Origin of the sequence: Bacillus sp. EE-W1 (assembly GCF_009760835.1) — a bacterium.
Classification (GTDB): Bacteria; Bacillota; Bacilli; order Bacillales; family Bacillaceae_G; genus Bacillus_A; species Bacillus_A wiedmannii.
In genome coordinates this window covers 35,289-55,337 of record NZ_WIPE01000117.1, presented here as the reverse complement: position 1 = coordinate 55,337, position 20,049 = coordinate 35,289, and the positions used below count along the sequence as shown (strand labels likewise).

Below are 20,049 nucleotides of genomic sequence, written 5' to 3'. Positions count from 1 at the left end.
AAATTGAAAAAAGCATATAAACTAAGCGTTATTGTTTTAGTTTATAATACAGAAGAATATTTAAGGGAATGTTTAGACTCGCTTGTTAATCAAACCCTAGACAGTATAGAAATAATAATTGTAAATGATAGTAGCCCAGATAATAGTCATATTATTATTGAAGAGTATCGTAGTCAGTATGAGAATATCAAAGTAATTAACCAAGAAAATAGTGGCGGTGCAATTGCTGGGAATAAAGGTATGAAGATTGCTCGTGGTGAGTATGTGACTATTATGGATTCCGACGATATTGTTCCTCTTAATGCGTATGAAAAATTATATAAAAAGGCCAAAGAAACAAATTCAGAAATTGTAATAGGGAAACCAAATATCTTAATTGATGGAATTCAGAAAGAGATTTTGTACAAAAAAGAAAGAGAAGTTTGGCGTGAAGAAAGGGTTATTGAAAATATAAATGACTTTTTAGACATATTTTACGATGCCTTTTATTGGAATAAGATATTTAAAAAAGATCTTATTTTTGAACATGAATGCTTTATGCCACCTGGAATGCTATATGCAGATAGACCTATGGTTCACAAGGCATTTTTATATGCGAAAAGAATTGCAATTATAGAAGATGTTGTATATCTTTGGAGAAAAAGAGGAAACCAAGCAGTCCATAAGTCTATTAGTCAGATGAATAGCGAAGTGAATAATTTTAGAGATAGAATGGAATCTTATCACTATCAGTTAAGATATTTTGATTATTATGGAGATGCAAATCTCACCAATGAGTTTTTAAAGAGAAATATAGAAAGAATTTTCTTCCCGATAAATAATCTTGTAGAAAGTCCAAGATTTAGAGAAGTATTTTTAGAAGAAGTAAAACCCATATTGAGTAGAATAGAAAATGTATATGAAAATGAGTTAGGAATAATAAAGAACTTATACATTTATATGATTCTAAATGACTTAGAACAGGAATTACTTTCTTACCTTGCTTCAAAACCTCAAGGTAAGGTGATTGGGGAAAAAGGAAAATATTATTGGACTTTACCATATTTTCGAGATAAGTCATTAAATATTCCAGATGAATTATTTCAGATTAAAGAATTATTAGAAGGTTTTATAAAAATTGATGCCTTTAATATAGAGAATAACAGTATCAATTTTGAAAAAATTAAAATTCCACTTGCTTTGAATGTACATTTTGCTAAGTTAATTGTGCAGTCTCGTTTTGATGTACAAGATTATAAAGAGTATGATTTAAAACATGAAGGCCATAATCATTTTAATATAACGATAAACTTAAATGATTATGATAAAAATAATATTTATGACATATATCTATTGTTTAACTATGATAATAAAGAAGGAAAGTATAGAATCTCTAAAAAAATGTTTCTGAATCAGAATGCTGAGGAACTGCCTTATCAAGGTGAAAGACATAATTTATATTTCACTAATAATGAGAAGTTATCTTTAAAAGCTACTAATTTTAATATCGAGCAATTAAATGTTAATCAGTCTACATTTAGCTTGAAATTTAATAATCTTTTAAATGATGAAATCGAATTGTATTTGAGAAATAGAAAAACAAGAGAGAAAATATATTTTCAGAAAAACTCTGTTGATGTTTATGAATTACATTGGAAACATTTCCTAGATAAATATACTACTTATGATATATATTTTAATGTATTCAATCAAGAATATAGAATGAGTGTAGGATCTATTATGGAATTTAATAGCCGAACTATAAAGGTAGATAATTGTTCTATAGATATATATCAGACGAAAAAGGGAAATGTTTCTCTAAAAACATATACTTTAATAAGTACTTTAGTAACTAAACTTAAGAAGCCTTTTAAGAAATTTGCATAATCTAGATGTACATTATATTAAAGAAATAAAAAGTTTTATTGTTTTAGAAGGTTAAGTGAGGATTATTAACAATCACTTAACCTTTTTTAATAATTTATTAATCAGGATTACAAAGGAGAATTCTTATGAAAAAAATTACTGTTATTGGTGCAGGTAGTTGGGGAACAGCCCTATCTATGGTTCTAGCAGACAATAGACATGAAGTAAGAATTTTTGGTAATAAAGTAAATCAAATCCATGAAATTAATGAGAATCATACGAATGAAACATATTTACCTGGAATTCAGCTTTCTAAAACTATAAAAGGTTATAAGTCTTTAGAGGAAGCAATGAGTGGGATAGACACTGTATTATTAGTTGTCCCAACGAAAGCAATTCGTAGTGTAGTACAACAATTAAAGGGCGTTGTAAAACAACCGGTAACCATTATTCATGCGAGTAAAGGAATTGAACCAGGATCATTTAAACGTATCTCAGAAATGATTGAGGAAGAGATACCGAAAGAGTTAGTAGAAAGTATTGTCGTCCTTTCAGGCCCAAGTCATGCAGAAGAGGTGAGTCTCCGTCATCCTACTACTGTAACTGCTGCATCATATCATTTACAGGCTGCGGAGAAAACACAAGAACTATTTATGAATACGAACTTCAGGGTTTATACAAATCGAGATGTACTCGGTGTGGAATTAGGTGGAGCACTAAAAAATATTATTGCTCTTGGTGCAGGAATTTCAGATGGCCTTGGTTATGGAGATAATGCGAAAGCAGCTTTAATTTCACGTGGATTAACTGAGATTACACGATTAGGGTGTGAGATGGGGGCAAATCCGCTTACTTTTGCAGGTTTAACTGGCGTTGGTGATTTAATTGTAACTTGTACAAGTGTTCATAGTCGGAATTGGCGAGCTGGAAACTTACTTGGTAAGGGTCATAATTTAGAAGAAGTGTTAGAAAATATGGGCATGGTAGTAGAAGGTGTTCGCACAGCTGAAGCAGCGTATCATTTAGCTAAAAAAATGAACATTGAGATGCCAATTACAAATGCGATATATAATGTTTTATTTAATGGAAAAAATGCAAAAGAAGAAGTAGACGTATTAATGGGCAGAACGGGAAAAGGCGAAGTTTCGCATTAATATATCATAGGCATGAAGCTATTGAATTAGAAGGTGTGTAAATAACATGAGCTTTATAAGAAGAATAAAAAATCACCGTATTGTTAAAAAACTATGTAAGGTAGTATTTCTTTTCTGTAGTCATTTGCCTGCCAAAAAGAAATTGATTGTATTTGAAAGTTATTCTGGAAAACAATATAGTTGCAATCCACGGGCTATGTATGAATATATGTTGCAAAATAACTTGGATTTTCAAATGGTTTGGAGTGTGAATAAAAATCACATTGAACAGTTTGATAAAGGAAGTATCCCATATGTAAAACGATTTTCACTTCGTTGGTTTATTTTGTTAGCGCGTGCACAATATTGGGTAACAAATAGCCGAATGCCAATTTGGTTACCGAAGCCCAAACATACTACTTATGTGCAAACCTGGCATGGTACTCCACTTAAAAAGTTAGCAGGGGATATGAAAGAAGTTCATATGCCAGGTACAACTACTGAAAAGTATAAGGATAACTTTCATCGTGAAGCGCAAAACTGGGATTATTTACTTTCTCCTAATGGATATTCGACTGAGATCTTTAAACGAGCTTTTCGATTTCAAAGGGATGTTGTTGAAGCAGGATATCCTCGTAATGATTTTTTATATGTAAATAATAACTTGAAGGCAATTGATGCATTAAAGAAACGGAATGGATTACCTATAGATAAAAAAATAATTTTATATGCGCCAACGTGGCGAGACGATCAGTTTTATAATAAAGGTCGATATAAATTAGATTTACAACTAGATTTACAACTTTTGCAGAAAAGATTAGATTCAGATTATATTATTTTGTTACGCATGCACTACTTAGTGGCAGAACAGTTTGATTTAGAACCGTATAAAGGATTCGTGTATGATTTCTCTAAACATGTTGATATAAATGAGTTGTATTTATTATCAGACTTGTTAATTACAGACTATTCTTCGGTCTTTTTTGATTATGCAAATTTGAAGCGACCAATCATCTTCTATACGTATGATATTGATTCTTATCGTGATAAATTAAGAGGTTTTTATTTTGATTTAGAGACGGAAGCTCCTGGGCCGGTTGTGATGAATACAGAGGAAGTGCTAGAGGAAACATTAAAATTCGAAATGGTAGGTTTAAGTGCATTTGCAGAGAAATATAATACCTTCTATAATAATTATTGTTATTTAGAAGATGGGTTTGCTTCTAAGCGAGTAGTAGAGAAAATATTCTTCGGAGAGGCACAATAAAGATGAATTCAATGATTATGGTATTAAAAGAACAGATAAACAGCTTTTATTTAATTAAACGTTTATCTATTTATCAAGTAAAAAGTACAAATAATAATAATTATTTGGGGCTTATTTGGGAAGTGCTGAATCCTCTAATACAAATGAGTATTTATTGGTTTGTATTCGGGTTTGGAATTCGGGGTGGTCAAGGGATAGATGGAGTACCATTTGTTTATTGGCTATCTGCAGGGCTTGTTGTATGGTTTTTTGTACAACCAGCAATGCTACAAGCTTCTAAGTCCATTTATACAAGATTAAACATGGTTTCGAAGATGAGTTTTCCAATGAGTGTTATCCCTAGCTTTGTCATTATGTCTAATCTGTATCAACATTTGATACTTGTTGGGATTGTGACAATCTTATTTTTAGTAACGGGCCAAGGTATTTCTATTCATTATATTCAGCTAGTTTATTATATCTTTGCCACTCTTATGTTAATATTTTCACTTTCTTTAATTACATCAACATTAGCAACAATTGTAAGGGACGTTCAAATAATTGTTCAATCAATTATGAGAATGCTTCTATACTTAACGCCTATACTTTGGACGCCTGAAAAATTACCACCTACTTTTCAAAAAATTATGCAATTAAATCCGTTTTGCTATATTGTTGATGGATATCGGGCTTCTTTATTAGGAACAGGTTGGTTTTATGAAAATCTAAAATATGCATTATGTTTTTGGGGCTTTGTTCTTATTATGTTGCTAATTGGTGCGACGCTACATGTGAAATTGAGAAAGCACTTTGCAGATTATCTATGATGAGGGTTGTAAAAATGAATGAATCAGTGAAGTTTCATAATGTAACAAAAAAATATAAAATGCATAGCAAAAACTCTGAGAAATTAAAGGATATTATATATCCAGGAGGGTTTGGTGAAAACTTTTATGCATTAAGAAACTTAACATTTGAGGCTCAAAACGGTGATGTTATTGGTATTGTTGGGGTAAATGGTTCTGGAAAATCAACGATGTCTAATTTGATTGCTGGCATTACACTGCCTACAGTTGGGAGTATCGACATAAAAGGGAAAGTCGCACTCATTGCAATCGCAGCTGGTTTGAATAATCAATTGTCAGGTAGAGAAAATATTGAGCTTAAATGTTTAATGATGGGATTAAGTAAACAACAAATTGAAGAATTGACACCTGAAATTATTGATTTTGCTGATATTGGTAAGTTTATTGATATGCCAGTAAAAAAATATTCTAGTGGGATGAAATCACGTTTAGGTTTTGCAATTTCAGTTAGTATTAATCCAGATGTACTCGTAATCGACGAAGCTTTATCAGTAGGTGATCAAACATTTGCTGATAAATGTTTAAAACGAATGAATGAATTTAAGGAACAGGGCAAAACAATATTTTTTGTTAGCCATTCTTTAGGACAAGTGAAGAAATTCTGTACAAAGGCTTTATGGCTTGAATACGGTGAAATTAGAGACTACGGTCCTATTGAAGAAGTAATGCCGAAGTATGAAAGCTTCTTAAAAGAATACAAGGCAATGAGCAAAGAAGAGCAACAAAAATTCAAAAAAGAAGCAATGGAAAAGCAAACCGGAAAAGGGCTAGAAAAGGAAAAGATTGCTCCGGAAGATGAACCAAATGTATCAAAAGAAATTACAGACTATGCCCTTTTATTACGTGGAGAAACGTTGCAGCATAGGAAGAAACGACTAGATCGTAAGTATATGACAAGTTTAATTGGTTTTATATTACTTATCACGATAGGTGGACTAACGTATTGGCAAAAGGATAATATTTTTCATTCTTTACAAGCGAAAGAGTCGGTGAAAAAAACAACTTATAAAGAAAAGCCTGTAAAAAAAGAGAAAAACCCATTAGTTGATTTAGATGTTAGATATATAAATTCTGCAAAGGCACGTGTAAGGAGTATGCCAGCTTTAGAAGGACAAGTAATTAATACGATGACATTTGGAACACCGTTTGTAGTAAAGGATCAGAAAAAAGATGAACAATCTGGAATCAATTGGTTAAAGACTGTTTATGACAATGGGGAGGAGGGTTGGATTAGCGAAGAAATAACAATTTCAATTCCGTTTCACAAGGCATTACCGTATGAAGATGTTATGAAAAAATTAAGGGATTTAGAGGGAGTACCCCAAAATCTTGAACAGAGTATTAATTTATTAGGTAAACGTAAGGAAGATGTAACTAGTATGATAGGTATTCCTCAGAATGAAGAAAAACTTCCAGAAGGAATACTGACCCAATATAAAAATATTGATATTGTATATAATAATGAATTGGTTGCTAAGCAGGTAAACCTAAAGGATATGGCTATATTAAGATCAAAGCTAATTGAGCAATTAGGCAAAGCACAGGTGGAAGATAAAGATAGTTCATTATTAGTTTATCGATCTAATAAATATGATTTTAAATTTGATATTTCAAATGGTGTGCAGGTTGATAAACTATCTATTGTTTCTTTGTTGGATATTTAAAAGCAATTGATTAATTATGAAAATAAGAGTGCTCCTCAATATAAAAAGTTATGAATTGAGGAGCACTCTCATATTTTTAATGTTTTTAGTATGAATTAAAGAGCTTTAATTTACTTAAGTGTTATTTGAATCCTTGGATAAAATAAAAAAGATAAATAGTATTGATACATTTTAAAATTACGGTAATGGATTAATATTTTTTCAATTTATTTGAAATAAAAGATGTAAAAGATTGGTTTTGAAGTGTAGATACTGTTGATTCTAATGATGTATTCTCATCTTGTGCTGTACATAATGTATTTTTTAATAAAGTGTTATCTGTTTGTAGAATATCATTTAATTGCGATAACTCTTGTATTTTAATTATTTGTTCATGTAGTACTATTTCATGAAGGTTCTTTAAAAAATTATGATAATAATTTTCTGTATAATGAACATAAAAATCTCCCCAAGGATGCTCTTCATGAGATATATATTTTTCATCTGTTAAATTTATACATTTAACATCATATTTTTGTATTACATATCTATCTAACTGATCCCAAAGGGAGTTCAGATAATCTATATTAATGGGATAGTGCTTACCATTTTTACTTAATTGTTTAATTGCCTGGGTTTCTTTTTCGATATACCAATCAACAAACCTAGCTTGTGTTAATATTACTTGACACGTGGGTAATTCTTTTTTTAGAAAGTTGAAGAATTTATCAATACTGAGTTTCCATAATTCGAAATATTCATCTCTATTTAACGCTATTTTCAACTCTTGTTTTGAATCCAGTTCCTTATAGTAAGATGTTTTTGTTAATTTCCACCAATTATTGGTTAGGAATTGGTTAGTGTTTATTTTTATGACACCAAAGTACACGTCTGCAAAAAAATCTATAATTAAATAACTAGGAGCCATTTGTTTAATTAATGTCAAAAATTCTTTGGTGAATTCTGTTTTTAAATGCCAAACATCTGAACTATTGGTTTGATTATCTATCTTGGCTTCATTGAATGGTATAGGACTAGACATTAAACTTATTATTGATGTTTGATGTTGATGTAATATACAATTATAAAATTCCTTATAATTAGGATTAAAGAGGGAATTAAAATTATCTCTGGTTAGGCAGCTTCCTAGAGTTGCTACATTGATTGGATTTATTTTCATATAATAATTAACTCCTTAGTAATTTTACTATTTCAACATGTTCTATGAAGAACTATGCACGTATTCCGTTCAACACAATAATAAATGGAATATAAAAGGATGTTGAGTTTGAAATATAAAGTATAGATAAGAATTTTCAAATTAGTATTTATTGATTTTTCAGTTTATCAGCTATTCTTTTGGATAGTTGATTTATCATTATGTGCAAAAAAGGTGTCATTACCCTATTAATGATAAAGGTATTTTTACCTTTTTCTTTCATTTCTAGTTCACTTGTTATTCGTTTCTTTGATGGAGAAATTGCTTCGGCATGGAAAAAACCACTACCTGTTAATTTTTTAGTTGGAGAAGCAATTGTAAAACTAATTTTATCGTAATCTTTCTGTTCAATAATTTTAACATGCAAATCAACATTGCGTTTAATTATACCAATATCACCATATAGGCGCCAACTTGAATGTTGATTATTAATTATTCTATGTTTAACGTATCCAGAAACGAGAGGAGCCCAGTTATTTATATTATTAATGAATATCCAAATGTTTTCTAAGGGTATATCTAATTCAATTGAGTGAGTTCCTTTTGCCATAGATTGAATCCTCCCTTACATGTGATTCAATCATCGAATTGGATTGTTTGTGATAACATACAAAGTATAAAAAAGAGGTTTCTCTATGAATTATTTTACAACAGATGTTGTTCAATCTCTAGTGAAAAATGTCATTATAATGTTAATATCTGAATATTAGATAAATATAAAAAGATGTTATTTTATAGTTTGAAATGTGATACTTCTTCTTGAAGCGGAGTATCGTTAAGTCTAGGTGTTCCCATTAGATAGAAGCTATTTTCAAATATGAATTATTAGATAGTTTTTTGTTACTTATTTTACTTATCATAATTAGGCACAAAATAAGTTGCTGGTTTTCTGCTGCAATACTAATCAATATATAATAGAAGAATAGTCTATTATTAATACATTTGAAGCACGCATTAACCCTCAAGAATCATGGAACTTAATAACATCGATTACTTTCCTTTCAAATTTTTTAATTCATCATCAGATTTACTCTTGTGACCTAACGAGTAGAATTGAAAGAAGATAGCTATCTAGTGTAATTTTGTTTAAACTATATAGGTTTCTTTTTTGTAAAAATTCTAATTTCCGAATATAGCATTTAAAATAATGCAAGAAAAAAGGAGGAATTTGTAGTAATTGGAGGAAATAGCGAGGAAAAACAATGAATATTAGATTTTCCTTTCCTATTTCTGTCCTTTATAATAAGTTGAGAATACGGCACTTAAGGTAAGTAGTGCTTTAAGCATGCTACCTTTCCCTAACTTGATATAACTCTTTTTCCAACCTCCGTGTCATTTGCTATTATTTTGTTATACGGATATTAGTAAAGGAAAAAGGGTGTATCTTTTTTGTCTTTTAAGGCATTCTTGGATAGAAAGACATAGTCATCAAGTTAAGGTTATGGAGCGTTCCTCTTTTTTCTTCAAAGCCGTATTTTATTTGAAAAATCCTTAACGATAAACATAATTTTTTATTTCATTTTCCCATGCTTTATAGCCCTCGCCATTTATATGAATTCCATCGACAGTCCATTCTTTCTTTAATTGTCCATCTTTGTCTGTAAATAAAGGGTGTAAATTAATAAAAGTATAGTTATTCTTTTTAGCTATTTTTTCAAGTTCTTTATTTATCGAATTGATATCTTCATTGTTTAAATTTTTGGATTTAGATAGCGGTTTAACTGGAAGTATACTTTCAATGAATACTTTTGTATCTGGTAATTCTAATCTTAATTTTTTAAGAATCTCACTATAGTTATGTAATACTTCCTCTTTTGGTGTTTTAGCTGCCAAGTCATTTATGCCAATCATAAGAAAGATTTTAGATGGTTTTAAAGCAATTACTTGGTTTAAATGATCCATTACACCAATCGTTGTATCTCCGCTGATCCCACGATTATACGTCTTAATGTGGGGAAATGCTTCTCCCCATTCATTATAATCCGTGAGACTATCACCCAAAAATGCTACCCCAGTTTCTACAGGTACAGCATTTTTGAATAAGGATGTTCGTACTTTATGTATTGGCGAAAACGCCCTTTTTTTATCACTACTATCACTTGTAGAAGAGGATACTTCAGCACTCTTTAATTGGGATTCTGAAGGTACTTCTACCTTCTCATTTGTAATTAATGATAATTTATTAGTGGTAAAAGAAATCTTACTGTTTAAATAAACAAAACATCCCCCTAAAAGAAAAAATACTACGTTTAATGTGATAGATATAGTTGCTACTTTTTTTGTGTTCATTTTGGTAAATCCCCCTAATCAAATTGCGTTAAGTTAAATTTACCATATAGAATATTGAAAAGGTATATTATTGCAGCATGGTGATTCTAACAAGAAGAGGGAGGTTTTTCCTTTTTTATCTATAAGTTTTTATTAAAACATGTTGAAGTTTTATTTGACTATTTCTAGATAGGTTAATTTGATAGCTATGGAGGAGAAAGCGTCTTTTTTGTTTTTTCCGTGATAAAAACGGGGAAGAGTGGGATAATAAGGACAGTGTTTTGGTGGTATGACCAATTTAGTGTGTAAGGGGAGAACAATATGCTAGATATTCAACAAATTAAAGAAATAATTCCTCATCGCTATCCATTTCTACTAACTTAGCAATTATGGGGCGCTATGTATTAACACCTGAAATTTTTATGTTCTTAGAGAATCAACAAACAGGAGCAGGTGGAGAGATTCAGTTGACGGATGCTATTCAGCGTTTAAATGAGATACAAAGAGTATTTGCCTATGATTTCGAAGGAAAGCGATACGACGTTGGAGAGAAGCTTGGATTCATTCAAACAACAATTGAAATGGCATTACAGCATGATGAGTTAAAGAATGAATTATTAAGCTATATGGAGAAATTATTTAAAACAGAAATGGTTAATAATTAACTTTTACAAAAAAAACATCCCGGAAATTTATTGTAAAATAAATTTCTGAGATGGTTTTTTATAACTGTTTCATTAATTTATCTGCCACTTTTTTAGAAAGGTGCTTTGTCATTTTAGGGACAAATGGTTTTATTGCGCCGTTAAAAACAAAGGCCCCCTTACCAGTTGTTCGCAATTCTAACTGACTTGTTACTTTTGTAGTAGAAGGAGAGGTTGATTCAGCAAGAAAAAAGCCGCTACCAACTAATTTTTTTGTTGGAGAAGTCATCGTAAAGCTAATTTTATCAGGCATTTGCCATTCAATAATTTCAACATTGAGACTAACGTCGCGTTTAATAAATCCTAAATCACCGTGCAAACGCCAAGTTGAATGTTTGTCATCAATAATTTTATGTTTAACATAGCCTGCGACTAGTGGAGCCCAATTGTTTATATCACTAATAAATTTCCAAATTTGATTTGGTGAAGCATTTAACTCTATAGTATGTATACCTTTTGCCATTTTTGCATTCCTTTCTAAAAGGTATTTGAATAATTAGGGTAAAATCCTATATTCATTCTGTTATAATATTATTGTGTAAATTCTATTACAAGCGTTTTTGTTTTTATTTTAATAATTTTTCATTAAAATTTATATTTCTAAATATCACATTTAAGAGAATGTAAGGAAAATAGAGAAATCATGAGTAATATTAGGGAATTAATACGAAAAAGGTCGAAAATTAGGTTTTAATTTCTTATTTTTGTCATATATAATAAATCTTGAATACGACATTAAGGCTTAATATATTTGATATAATTTGCCTTTCCCTAACTTGGGTATACACTCTTTTCAACCTCCGTGTCAGTGATAATACATATTGAAAAGAGTGTATACATTTTTTTATTTAAAAGAGAAATCTTGAAATCCTTTTTTATAATGACAAATGAGATTTAAAATGGGATAATGATAGTATAACTTCTGGTGGTATGACCAATCTTGTTTAAGGAGAGAAGTGTATGCTAGATATTCAACAAATTAAAGAAATAATTCCTCATCGCTATCCATTTCTACTAGTGGATAAAGTTTTAGAAGTAGAAGAAGGAAAGCGTGCTATTGGGATAAAGAATGTTACAGCTAATGAAGAATTTTTTAATGGACATTTTCCAGATTATCCTGTAATGCCAGGTGTTTTAATTGTAGAGGCTTTAGCACAAGTTGGCGCTGTTGCTATGTTGAAGAAAGAAGAGAACCGTGGTCGCTTAGCATTCTTCGCAGGCATCGATAATTGCCGTTTTAAACGACAAGTCCGTCCAGGTGACCAACTTCGTTTAGAAGTTGAAATGACACGTGTACGTGGAGCGATTGGAAAAGGAAAAGCAATTGCTACTGTAGATGGTGAAATTGCTTGTGAGACAGAAATAACGTTTGCGCTTGGTGACAAGAAAGAATAAATATATTAAGATATGTGATAGACAAATAACAATATATAATTGTTGTTTGTCTATTTTTTGTGGTTTGTATAATAGGATTTACACGTATTGTAAGTTAGGCTTAAGAAAGAAGGGTGCAATAATGAAAAAGAAAATTTTATTTTGGGTACTCGGTATTATCGGGGTACTAATAATAGGCGGAGGAATTTATGCCTATAATGTATATTCTTCTGTATCTAATACATTAAAGGAAGTTCATCAACCTTTAAAACGTGATCAGAACAACAGTAACGTTGGAGAAAAAGTTAGCAAGAGTGAACCAGTGTCAATTTTATTACTAGGGGCAGACGAGCGCGGTAATGATAAAGGGCGTTCAGACTCTTTAATGGTAATTACATTAAATCCTAAAAATAACTCTATGAAAACAGTAAGTATTCCTCGTGATACTTATACAGAAATTGTTGGAAAAGGTAAAAGCGATAAAATCAATCATGCTTATGCATTCGGCGGAGTAGATATGTCTGTAGCGACCGTAGAAAACTTCTTGAATGTTCCTATTAATTATTATATTGAAGTGAACATGGAAGGCTTTAAAGATATCGTTGATGCAGTCGGTGGGGTAGATGTAAATAATGATTTGGAATTCTCTCTAGAAGGGAAGCACTTCCAAAAAGGGAATATTCATTTAACAGGTGACCAAGCTCTAGCATACACACGTATGCGTAAAGAAGACCCACGCGGCGACTTTGGACGTCAAATGCGTCAGCGTCAAGTAATGCAGGCTGTTATTAAGAAGGGTGCAAGCTTCTCTTCTTTAACAGGTTATGGAGATGTATTAGCAGCAATTCAAAAGAATGTGAAGACAAACTTAACGCAAGATCAAATGTTTGATATGCAAAAGAACTATAAAGATTGCTTGAAAAATAGTGAGGATATCCAAATCCCGGGTGACGGTCACAAGGCTGCTAATGGTATTTGGTACTACTATGTTCCAGATGCAGCAAAACAAGATTTATCGAATAAATTAAGAGCGCATCTTGAAGTGACTAAGTAATAAGCAATGGCCCAACTTCTTTAGACAGAATTCGGTTTCCCAAGTGCTAAAGGACATGAAGTTTGGGCACAATATGTAACGGATTATTTCGTTGCTAAGTAATAAAGGTACACAAAAGGTATACGAGCAATCGTATACCTTTTATAATAAGTAAGTGAATAAGAAATCCTAATATATGTAGGAGGAAGACAATGAATTCAATTCTAATCTGCGGCGGAGCTGGTTATATCGGTTCTCACGCTGTGAAAAAATTAGTAGACGAAGGTTTATCTGTAGTAGTAGTAGATAACTTACAAACTGGTCATGAGGATGCAATTACGGAAGGTGCGAAGTTTTATAATGGCGACCTTCGTGATAAAGCATTTTTAAGAGATGTTTTTAAACAAGAAAATATTGAGGCGGTTATGCATTTCGCAGCTGATTCTTTAGTTGGAGTTAGTATGGAGAAGCCTCTTCAATATTATAATAACAATGTGTATGGTGCACTTTGCTTATTAGAGGTAATGGATGAGTTTAAGGTAGATAAGTTTATTTTCTCTTCTACTGCGGCGACGTATGGTGAGGTAGATGTAGACCTTATTACTGAGGAAACGATGACAAATCCAACGAATACGTATGGAGAGACGAAGTTAGCAATCGAGAAGATGCTTCATTGGTATAGCCAAGCTTCTAATTTACGTTATAAGATTTTCAGATACTTTAACGTGGCTGGTGCAACTCCAAATGGTATTATTGGGGAAGATCACCGCCCAGAGACTCATTTAATTCCTCTTGTACTGCAAGTGGCGTTAGGTCAACGTGAGAAGATTATGATGTTTGGTGAGGATTATAATACACCAGATGGTACTTGTATTCGTGATTATATTCATGTTGAAGATTTAGTGGCAGCTCACTTCTTAGGGCTTAAAGACCTACAGAACGGCGGAGAGAGTGATTTCTATAACTTAGGAAATGGTAATGGTTTCAGTGTAAAAGAAATCGTTGATGCAGTTCGTGAAGTTACAAATCATGAAATTCCTGCTGAAGTAGCGCCACGTCGTGCGGGAGATCCAGCACGTTTAGTTGCTTCTTCTCAGAAAGCGAAAGAGAAGTTAGGTTGGGATCCTAAGTATGTAAATGTGAAGACAATCATTGAGCACGCTTGGAATTGGCATCAGAAGCAACCTAATGGGTATGCTAAATAAAATATAATAAGTGAAAGAGAGGGTATTGTCGTTCAACATATGTTCGACAATACCCTCTCTTTTTTTATAGGATTTTTGCTATACTAAACTGTACTATAATACGGGATGGAAGGAGGAGAATAATGAAAATACTTGTAGTTGATGATGAATCGAGTATTCGTAATTTGATTCGGATGCAGTTGGAGATGGAAGGATATGAAGTGCTCACGGCGGCTGATGGAAGAGAAGCTTTAGAGAAATGGAATGAAGGACCGGATGTATTAATTTTGGATGTTATGCTTCCAGATACAGATGGGTACGAGTTGCTTCGTTTATTCCGTGAGAAGAATAGGGATATTCCAGTACTCATGTTAACTGCAAAGAGTCAGATGAATGATAAATTGCTTGGTCTGCAGCTTGGTGCGGATGATTATGTGACGAAGCCATTTAATTATGCGGAGCTTATTCTTCGGGTCAAGAATATGACGCGGCGTGTGATGAAGGCAGAGGTAACGGTAAGTCATGAAGTAATTGGGGCAGGAGAGATAACGATTTGTCCTAAGGAAAGAAAGGTACATGTTAGTGGACAAGAAATTCAGTTAACGTACAGAGAGTTTAATTTATGTCAGTTGTTTGTCTCCAATCCGCAGCGTGTATTTATGAGAGATGAGTTACTTGAGAAAGTATGGGGGTTTGAGTATATCGGAAATACGAGAGCGGTTGATATTATGGTGCAAAGACTGCGGAAGAAGCTAGGGAATAGCGGGGAATATATTAAGACAATTTATGGCGTTGGCTATAAACTAGATTGTTAAGTGGTGATGGTATGTCTTTAAAAAGGAATATGGTGTTTGGAATAGTGGGACTGTTAATCCCGATTTTTGTTCTTTTGTACGCAGTTGTTTATATTACGTTAGAAAAGAATATGTATCATAACGCGGCAAATTCTTTAGAGAAGTTAAGTGTAGAAGCACAAATTTATACGATGAATTATTTAGAGAAGGAAGCAGAGGTCGAGACGCTCGGCCCGAATTCACTTTTAATTGCTTCGTATTTAGCAAAGCGCATGGATGTACGTGTACAGATGATTGGAAAGAATGGAGATGTTGTTGCGGATACGCAAAAGGGAGCACTTCTTCACCGGAATATTGATATTGAGAGCTCTTTGAAGGGGAAGAAATCGTATGTTTTTGAAGAGGGAGACCTAGCTCCAATTCTTTTGTTTTCAAGCCCAGTTTATTATGGAAACGATGTCATCGGAAGTGTTCGTTTTATAAATGAGTTAACGGGTGAGAAGGAAGTTTTAACAAATGTTGGCTGGACGTTCTTAATGACGTCTCTTTGTCTCGTAGCTGCAGGTATTTTCTTTGCAATTCGTTTGGCAAAGTCTCTTCATAAGCCGATTGATCAGTTAAGACAAATGGCAAAGCGGCTTGCGAATGGTGATTATAAAAGTAAGATTGAGCTAAATGAATATGTGGAAATTGCTCAGCTTTCAGCATCTTTTAATGCGATGGCTGATGGAATTGAGCTGCATATTAAGCAATTGAAAGAGGAGAAAGAGAAGCAGAAAGATTTCTTAGACCGCATTACGCATGAGCTAAAAACACCGTTAACGGCGATTATTGGCTATGTGGATTTAATTCCGAAGTTAAAGGCGAAGGAAGATGTAAAAGAGAGCCTGCGATATGTGGCTGTAGAGAGTGAGCGTTTATTATCACTTGTAGAGGAATTGCTTAAGTCTTCAAAGTACGGGAAGAGTACGTTTGAAGTGTCACCTACAGTTGTGAATGTAAAGGAATTAGCAGAAGAAGCAGTTTCAATTGTGAAACCTCGTCTGCAAAAATTTGAGATTGAAGTGATAAATGAGTTAACAGATGTACATGTTGTTGCGGATTTCGATAAGACGAAACAGATTTTCTTAAACGTGCTGGATAATGCGATAAAATATAGCGATGCTACGCAAATTCGTATGAATGTAATTGTAAATGAACGTGAGGCAAAGGTTTTTGTTCATGATGATGGCATTGGTATAGATGAAGGTGTGCTTGCAGAGTGGAATGAAGCACCAGAAGGGAAGGTACTACCTTCTAGTTACGGGAATGGTTACGGTTTGTATATTTGTCAGGAGATTATGAATAAGCAGGGCGGAAGTATGCGAATTGAGAGTAGTGAAGAGATTGGTACTACAATATTTATTACATTTTTGCTTCCGAGACGGATGGAAGACATAAAAAACTTGAAAGCGGTTAAATGATACATTTATGAAACAATTATGCGGTATTTTCGAAACAACGTTTTTTTATCTTGGAGGTAGGCAGAAATGAAAAGGCTATCATTTCAAATTCTTATGTTTGTTCTTTGTATAATTGTTTCTCTTATTTTGTTTTATGTGATGGAGAAGCAAATATACAATCGAATCACAATAGTGAATGACAAACAAACTGTTTTACAAAGAGTGAATGAATCCCTGCCTACCGAAATGAAGGTTAGGCATGAAAAGTGGGGAGAAATTGTTATAACGGATGAAGTTCGTTTGCATACGATTGTTTCATTCTTTGACCGAATTCAAATAGAAACGAGAGAAGCTAAGAATCAAGAACAAGTATTTACTGGAGAAGTAACGTACTTGAATGGACATAAACGTACTTTTGCAGTAGGTGACTTGTTCCAGTACGGGGCTGATGTGTACGGAAAGAATGGTACGGACCCAATGATTTCAGCATTTCAAACGTATTTGTTAAGCCTGTATTACACACCAGAACGTATTAGTGATTTTTTTGCGTCAGCACAGGATGTCATAGTACGCCAAGGTGATGTAGAACGTGCGATGAATCTTACGCACATACTTGATTCGATTCGGTACGCGAAGCAAATTACAGATTACGGAGAAATACAGAAATTATTACAATCACAGAATGAACCGATTGCTTATATTACCGCTTATAAAACAGGGAAGCGTATAAAGAATGAGCGAGAAGACATTCTTACTATTTCTGTGTATCCATCGTACTTTGTTGTGCAATATCTCGGTGATAATAACGGGAATGTTATGTATATGAAAAGCTCCCTAGCAAATTTATTTGTAAAGGAGAATGTGTCATGAGAAAGATAGCCTTTTTCTTCTTTTTGCTAGTAATTGGAGGAGCGATGTCTAGTTGCTCTCGAGATACAACCTCTATTAAATATAATAAAAGTGGCCTCCCTATTTTGGATGATCGTCATCTTGTTGCGTATGTAGCAGCTCGTGAGGAAGTTGGTGAAGCTTTGCTTTCATCATTTTGTAAACCACGCGGCTGTACGTATGAATTTATTCGTCTTTCGACAGAAGAGCTTCTTCGGAGGGTAGAAGAGGAAGCTGGAAATCCGAAAGCGGATATTATTATTGGCGGTACGGTAGACGCGCATCAAATGATGAAGCAAAAAAATCTATCTATTCCTGTTACGAGTCAGCATGCGAACCGTATTTCAAAAACTGTTAAAGATAAAGACGGTTATTGGTACGGTTATGAAGTGGAGAAGCTGGCAATTGCGATCAATAAAGAGCGGTGGAATGAAGAGATAGCGCCGCTCGGACTTCCTTATCCATCAAGGTGGCAAGATTTATTAAATCCAGTATATAAGGGAAAGATTGTTATGCCAGATCCGAATGTCTCAGGAACAGCATATACGTTTTTTCAATCACTTATTGATACTTTAGGTGAAGTGGAAGCGAAGGAATATGTGAAGAACCTTGCAGGGCAAGTTGGTGAAGTAACGGTGAATGGTTACATACCAGTAGAGCTTGTTGCGAGCGGTGAGTATATGATAGGCATCAATTTCATGGGAGATCAGAGAATGCTTCAAAAACGAGGCTTTCCAATTGTAAGTATTGTACCTGAGCAAACAGGGTTATCTGTTAATGCGATTTCGAAACTAAAACGTGCACCGAGTGGTATTATTGCGGATTTATTTATTGATTATTGTTTATCAGAAGAAGCGGGTCACATTTTAGAAAAAGTTTCGTTTGGCGTACCAACGATGTTTGCGAAGAACGAGAAAGAAATAGAAGGACAGCCGGTTAGAAGAACAAACCAAAATATATCAAATAGCGGAATAATCGAGATATGGAATAGACAGCGTCTCTCTCAGAAGTGAGAAAAGGAGACGAAAATATATGTTTAAATGGCTTAAGCCAGCACCTGCAATTGAAAGATTGCCAGCGGATATGATTGATCGAGTATATAAATTATTACGTATTCGTGTATTAATGGGAATTTCAGTTGGGTATGCTGCTTATTATTTAGTTCGTAGTAACTTTACGTTATCAAGTACGTATTTAGTACAAGAATATGGATTTAGTACAGCTGAAATTGGACTACTAGGTTCAATCATGGCAATTGTTTATGGATTTAGTAAGTTCTTTATGGGGAATTTGTCAGATAAAGCTTTCGCCCAGCGCTTTATCGCAGTCGGTTTATTCTTATCAGGGCTTGTAAATATTTGTTTCGGTTTTGCATCGTCATTTGGAATGATTGTTACACTACTTGTTCTAAATGGTATTGTACAAGGTATGGGAGCACCACCTTGTAGTATCGTTATGACGAAATGGTTCTCGAAGAAAGAACGCGGTACGAAAACAGGTATTTGGAATATTTCACATAACGTTGGCGGAATGCTCGTACCACCACTTGTCGGAATTGGTGTAGCTATTTTTGGTGAAAATCATTGGCAAGGCGGCGTGTTTATTTTCCCTGCGATTATCGCAATGATAATTTCAGTTCTTGTTTGGATTAATGCGAAGGATACACCAGAATCAGAAGGTCTTCCTCCAATTGATGAGTATCGTAATGACTATGAAAATCTTGAAAAAGCAGATAATGCTAACAAGATGTCACCAAAAGAAATTTTAATGAAGTATGTAGTGAAAAATAAATTTGTATGGTTCTTATGTATTGCAAATGCATTTGTGTATTTAATTCGTTTCGGCGTTATTAACTGGGTTCCACTTTATTTAACGACAGTTAAAGGCTTCTCAAAAAATGAAGCACACGCGGCGTACGCAATCTTTGAAGGTATGGCAATTCCAAGTTCATTAATCGTTGGTCTTTTAAGTGATAAATTATTTAAAGGAAAACGTATGCCATTATGTATCATTAGTATGGTCGGAGTTGTTATTGGTACGTTTGTATATTGGCAAGCAACTAGCATACTTGTTGTAAGTATTGCCGTTTCTATTATCGGTTGCTTAATTTATGTGCCACAGTTCTTAATCGGTTTAAGTGCGATGGAATTAGTACCGAAATTTGCAGTAGGTACGACAGTTGGTATGTGTGGTCTGTTCGGTTATGTAGGCGGAAGTCTTGTAGCAAACGCAGCAATCGGTGTTATTGTTGATCGTTCTGGCTGGGACGGTTGCTTCATCTTACTATTAACAGGTGCTATTTTATCAACAATCTTCTTGTTCATCGTTCAACGTGGACATGAGGGGAAAAAAACTAAAGTAGCGTAATATTTTGTTTGAAAAGCTATCCAATTGTTATATTGGATAGCTT

The 20,049-nt window shown here is 33.3% G+C and carries 17 protein-coding genes and 1 pseudogene; 14 read left to right on the top strand and 4 right to left on the bottom strand.

The genetic code is table 11. From position 1 onward, the window contains the following. Positions 1–3: 3 nt before the first annotated feature. From GFJ36_RS26905 to tagH, 5 genes are all read left to right on the top strand, one after another. A complete protein-coding gene (locus GFJ36_RS26905) occupies positions 4–1,866 on the top strand; it encodes a glycosyltransferase family 2 protein (protein WP_098707778.1) in 1,863 nt (620 codons plus the stop codon). 125 nt (positions 1,867–1,991) lie between these two features. Beyond that, a complete protein-coding gene (locus GFJ36_RS26900; RefSeq protein ID WP_098707779.1) occupies positions 1,992–2,999 on the top strand; it encodes an NAD(P)H-dependent glycerol-3-phosphate dehydrogenase in 1,008 nt (335 codons plus the stop codon). Between the two features lie 46 nt (positions 3,000–3,045). After that, complete coding sequence (locus GFJ36_RS26895) at positions 3,046–4,245, top strand: CDP-glycerol glycerophosphotransferase family protein (protein WP_157349798.1); 1,200 nt, start codon at positions 3,046–3,048, stop codon at positions 4,243–4,245. A 2-nt stretch (positions 4,246–4,247) separates the two neighbouring features. Further along, positions 4,248–5,051 carry an ABC transporter permease gene (locus GFJ36_RS26890; RefSeq protein ID WP_098707781.1) on the top strand — a complete coding sequence of 268 codons (804 nt, stop codon included), beginning with the start codon at positions 4,248–4,250 and terminating at the stop codon, positions 5,049–5,051. A 14-nt stretch (positions 5,052–5,065) separates the two neighbouring features. After that, positions 5,066–6,754: a teichoic acids export ABC transporter ATP-binding subunit TagH gene (gene tagH / locus GFJ36_RS26885; RefSeq protein ID WP_098707782.1), complete on the top strand. Its 1,689-nt coding sequence runs from the start codon at positions 5,066–5,068 to the stop codon at positions 6,752–6,754. Positions 6,755–6,944: 190 nt separating this feature from the next. Here the strand turns inward: tagH and GFJ36_RS26880 are convergent, their stop codons facing one another. The 3 genes from GFJ36_RS26880 to GFJ36_RS26870 form a co-directional block, all read right to left on the bottom strand. Beyond that, the gene (locus GFJ36_RS26880; protein WP_098707783.1) at positions 6,945–7,913 is read right to left on the bottom strand and encodes a DUF6270 domain-containing protein; all 969 of its coding nucleotides are present in this window, start codon (positions 7,911–7,913) and stop codon (positions 6,945–6,947) included. A 148-nt stretch (positions 7,914–8,061) separates the two neighbouring features. Further along, complete coding sequence (locus GFJ36_RS26875) at positions 8,062–8,502, bottom strand: SRPBCC family protein (protein WP_098707784.1); 441 nt, start codon at positions 8,500–8,502, stop codon at positions 8,062–8,064. A gap of 941 nt (positions 8,503–9,443) precedes the next feature. Then, positions 9,444–10,241 carry an SGNH/GDSL hydrolase family protein gene (locus GFJ36_RS26870; protein ID WP_098707785.1) on the bottom strand — a complete coding sequence of 266 codons (798 nt, stop codon included), beginning with the start codon at positions 10,239–10,241 and terminating at the stop codon, positions 9,444–9,446. A 353-nt stretch (positions 10,242–10,594) separates the two neighbouring features. Here GFJ36_RS26870 and GFJ36_RS26865 point away from each other — a divergent pair. Then, a pseudogene (locus GFJ36_RS26865) lies at positions 10,595–10,885 on the top strand (UTP--glucose-1-phosphate uridylyltransferase); the annotation flags it as partial. 58 nt (positions 10,886–10,943) lie between these two features. Here GFJ36_RS26865 and GFJ36_RS26860 read toward each other — a convergent pair. Further along, positions 10,944–11,387, bottom strand: a complete 444-nt coding sequence (locus GFJ36_RS26860) for an SRPBCC family protein (protein WP_088064844.1) — start codon at positions 11,385–11,387, stop codon at positions 10,944–10,946. Between the two features lie 497 nt (positions 11,388–11,884). On the opposite strand from GFJ36_RS26860, the gene fabZ reads away from it, so the two are divergent. The 8 genes from fabZ to pgtP all read left to right on the top strand — a co-directional run bounded on the left by fabZ (position 11,885) and on the right by pgtP (position 20,006). Further along, a complete protein-coding gene (fabZ, locus tag GFJ36_RS26855) occupies positions 11,885–12,319 on the top strand; it encodes a 3-hydroxyacyl-ACP dehydratase FabZ (protein WP_000884318.1) in 435 nt (144 codons plus the stop codon). 121 nt (positions 12,320–12,440) lie between these two features. Beyond that, positions 12,441–13,352: a polyisoprenyl-teichoic acid--peptidoglycan teichoic acid transferase TagU gene (gene tagU, locus GFJ36_RS26850; RefSeq protein WP_097889533.1), complete on the top strand. Its 912-nt coding sequence runs from the start codon at positions 12,441–12,443 to the stop codon at positions 13,350–13,352. Positions 13,353–13,543: 191 nt separating this feature from the next. Continuing rightward, on the top strand, positions 13,544–14,536 hold the full coding sequence (galE, locus tag GFJ36_RS26845) for a UDP-glucose 4-epimerase GalE (protein ID WP_001084638.1): 993 nt from the start codon (positions 13,544–13,546) through the stop codon (positions 14,534–14,536). A 122-nt stretch (positions 14,537–14,658) separates the two neighbouring features. Then, a complete protein-coding gene (locus GFJ36_RS26840; protein ID WP_097889534.1) occupies positions 14,659–15,330 on the top strand; it encodes a response regulator transcription factor in 672 nt (223 codons plus the stop codon). Positions 15,331–15,341: 11 nt separating this feature from the next. Next, positions 15,342–16,772, top strand: coding sequence for a HAMP domain-containing sensor histidine kinase (locus GFJ36_RS26835; protein ID WP_097889535.1), 1,431 nt, complete (start codon positions 15,342–15,344; stop codon positions 16,770–16,772). A 66-nt stretch (positions 16,773–16,838) separates the two neighbouring features. Further along, a complete protein-coding gene (locus tag GFJ36_RS26830) occupies positions 16,839–17,621 on the top strand; it encodes a DUF3919 family protein (RefSeq protein ID WP_097889536.1) in 783 nt (260 codons plus the stop codon). After that, positions 17,618–18,652 (top strand): ABC transporter substrate-binding protein, encoded by a 1,035-nt coding sequence (locus tag GFJ36_RS26825; RefSeq protein WP_098649106.1) that lies wholly within the window; start codon positions 17,618–17,620, stop codon positions 18,650–18,652. The genes GFJ36_RS26830 and GFJ36_RS26825 overlap by 4 nt, the downstream gene beginning before the upstream one ends. Positions 18,653–18,671: 19 nt before the next feature. After that, positions 18,672–20,006, top strand: coding sequence for an MFS transporter (gene pgtP, locus GFJ36_RS26820; RefSeq protein ID WP_097889538.1), 1,335 nt, complete (start codon positions 18,672–18,674; stop codon positions 20,004–20,006). Positions 20,007–20,049 lie beyond the last annotated feature (43 nt).

Bases quoted from the DNA above. Each gene is read 5' to 3' on its own strand.
- GFJ36_RS26900 (WP_098707779.1), top strand. From the start codon at position 1,992: ATGAAAAAAATTACTGTTATTGGTGCAGGTAGTTGGGGAACAGCCCTA.
- pgtP (WP_097889538.1), top strand. From the start codon at position 18,672: ATGTTTAAATGGCTTAAGCCAGCACCTGCAATTGAAAGATTGCCAGCG.
- GFJ36_RS26825 (WP_098649106.1), top strand. From the start codon at position 17,618: ATGAGAAAGATAGCCTTTTTCTTCTTTTTGCTAGTAATTGGAGGAGCG.
- tagH (WP_098707782.1), top strand. From the start codon at position 5,066: ATGAATGAATCAGTGAAGTTTCATAATGTAACAAAAAAATATAAAATG.
- GFJ36_RS26860 (WP_088064844.1), bottom strand. From the start codon at position 11,387: ATGGCAAAAGGTATACATACTATAGAGTTAAATGCTTCACCAAATCAA.
- GFJ36_RS26870 (WP_098707785.1), bottom strand. From the start codon at position 10,241: ATGAACACAAAAAAAGTAGCAACTATATCTATCACATTAAACGTAGTA.
- GFJ36_RS26840 (WP_097889534.1), top strand. From the start codon at position 14,659: ATGAAAATACTTGTAGTTGATGATGAATCGAGTATTCGTAATTTGATT.
- GFJ36_RS26835 (WP_097889535.1), top strand. From the start codon at position 15,342: ATGTCTTTAAAAAGGAATATGGTGTTTGGAATAGTGGGACTGTTAATC.
- tagU (WP_097889533.1), top strand. From the start codon at position 12,441: ATGAAAAAGAAAATTTTATTTTGGGTACTCGGTATTATCGGGGTACTA.
- GFJ36_RS26890 (WP_098707781.1), top strand. From the start codon at position 4,248: ATGAATTCAATGATTATGGTATTAAAAGAACAGATAAACAGCTTTTAT.
- GFJ36_RS26895 (WP_157349798.1), top strand. From the start codon at position 3,046: ATGAGCTTTATAAGAAGAATAAAAAATCACCGTATTGTTAAAAAACTA.
- fabZ (WP_000884318.1), top strand. From the start codon at position 11,885: ATGCTAGATATTCAACAAATTAAAGAAATAATTCCTCATCGCTATCCA.
- GFJ36_RS26880 (WP_098707783.1), bottom strand. From the start codon at position 7,913: ATGAAAATAAATCCAATCAATGTAGCAACTCTAGGAAGCTGCCTAACC.
- GFJ36_RS26830 (WP_097889536.1), top strand. From the start codon at position 16,839: ATGAAAAGGCTATCATTTCAAATTCTTATGTTTGTTCTTTGTATAATT.
- galE (WP_001084638.1), top strand. From the start codon at position 13,544: ATGAATTCAATTCTAATCTGCGGCGGAGCTGGTTATATCGGTTCTCAC.
- GFJ36_RS26875 (WP_098707784.1), bottom strand. From the start codon at position 8,502: ATGGCAAAAGGAACTCACTCAATTGAATTAGATATACCCTTAGAAAAC.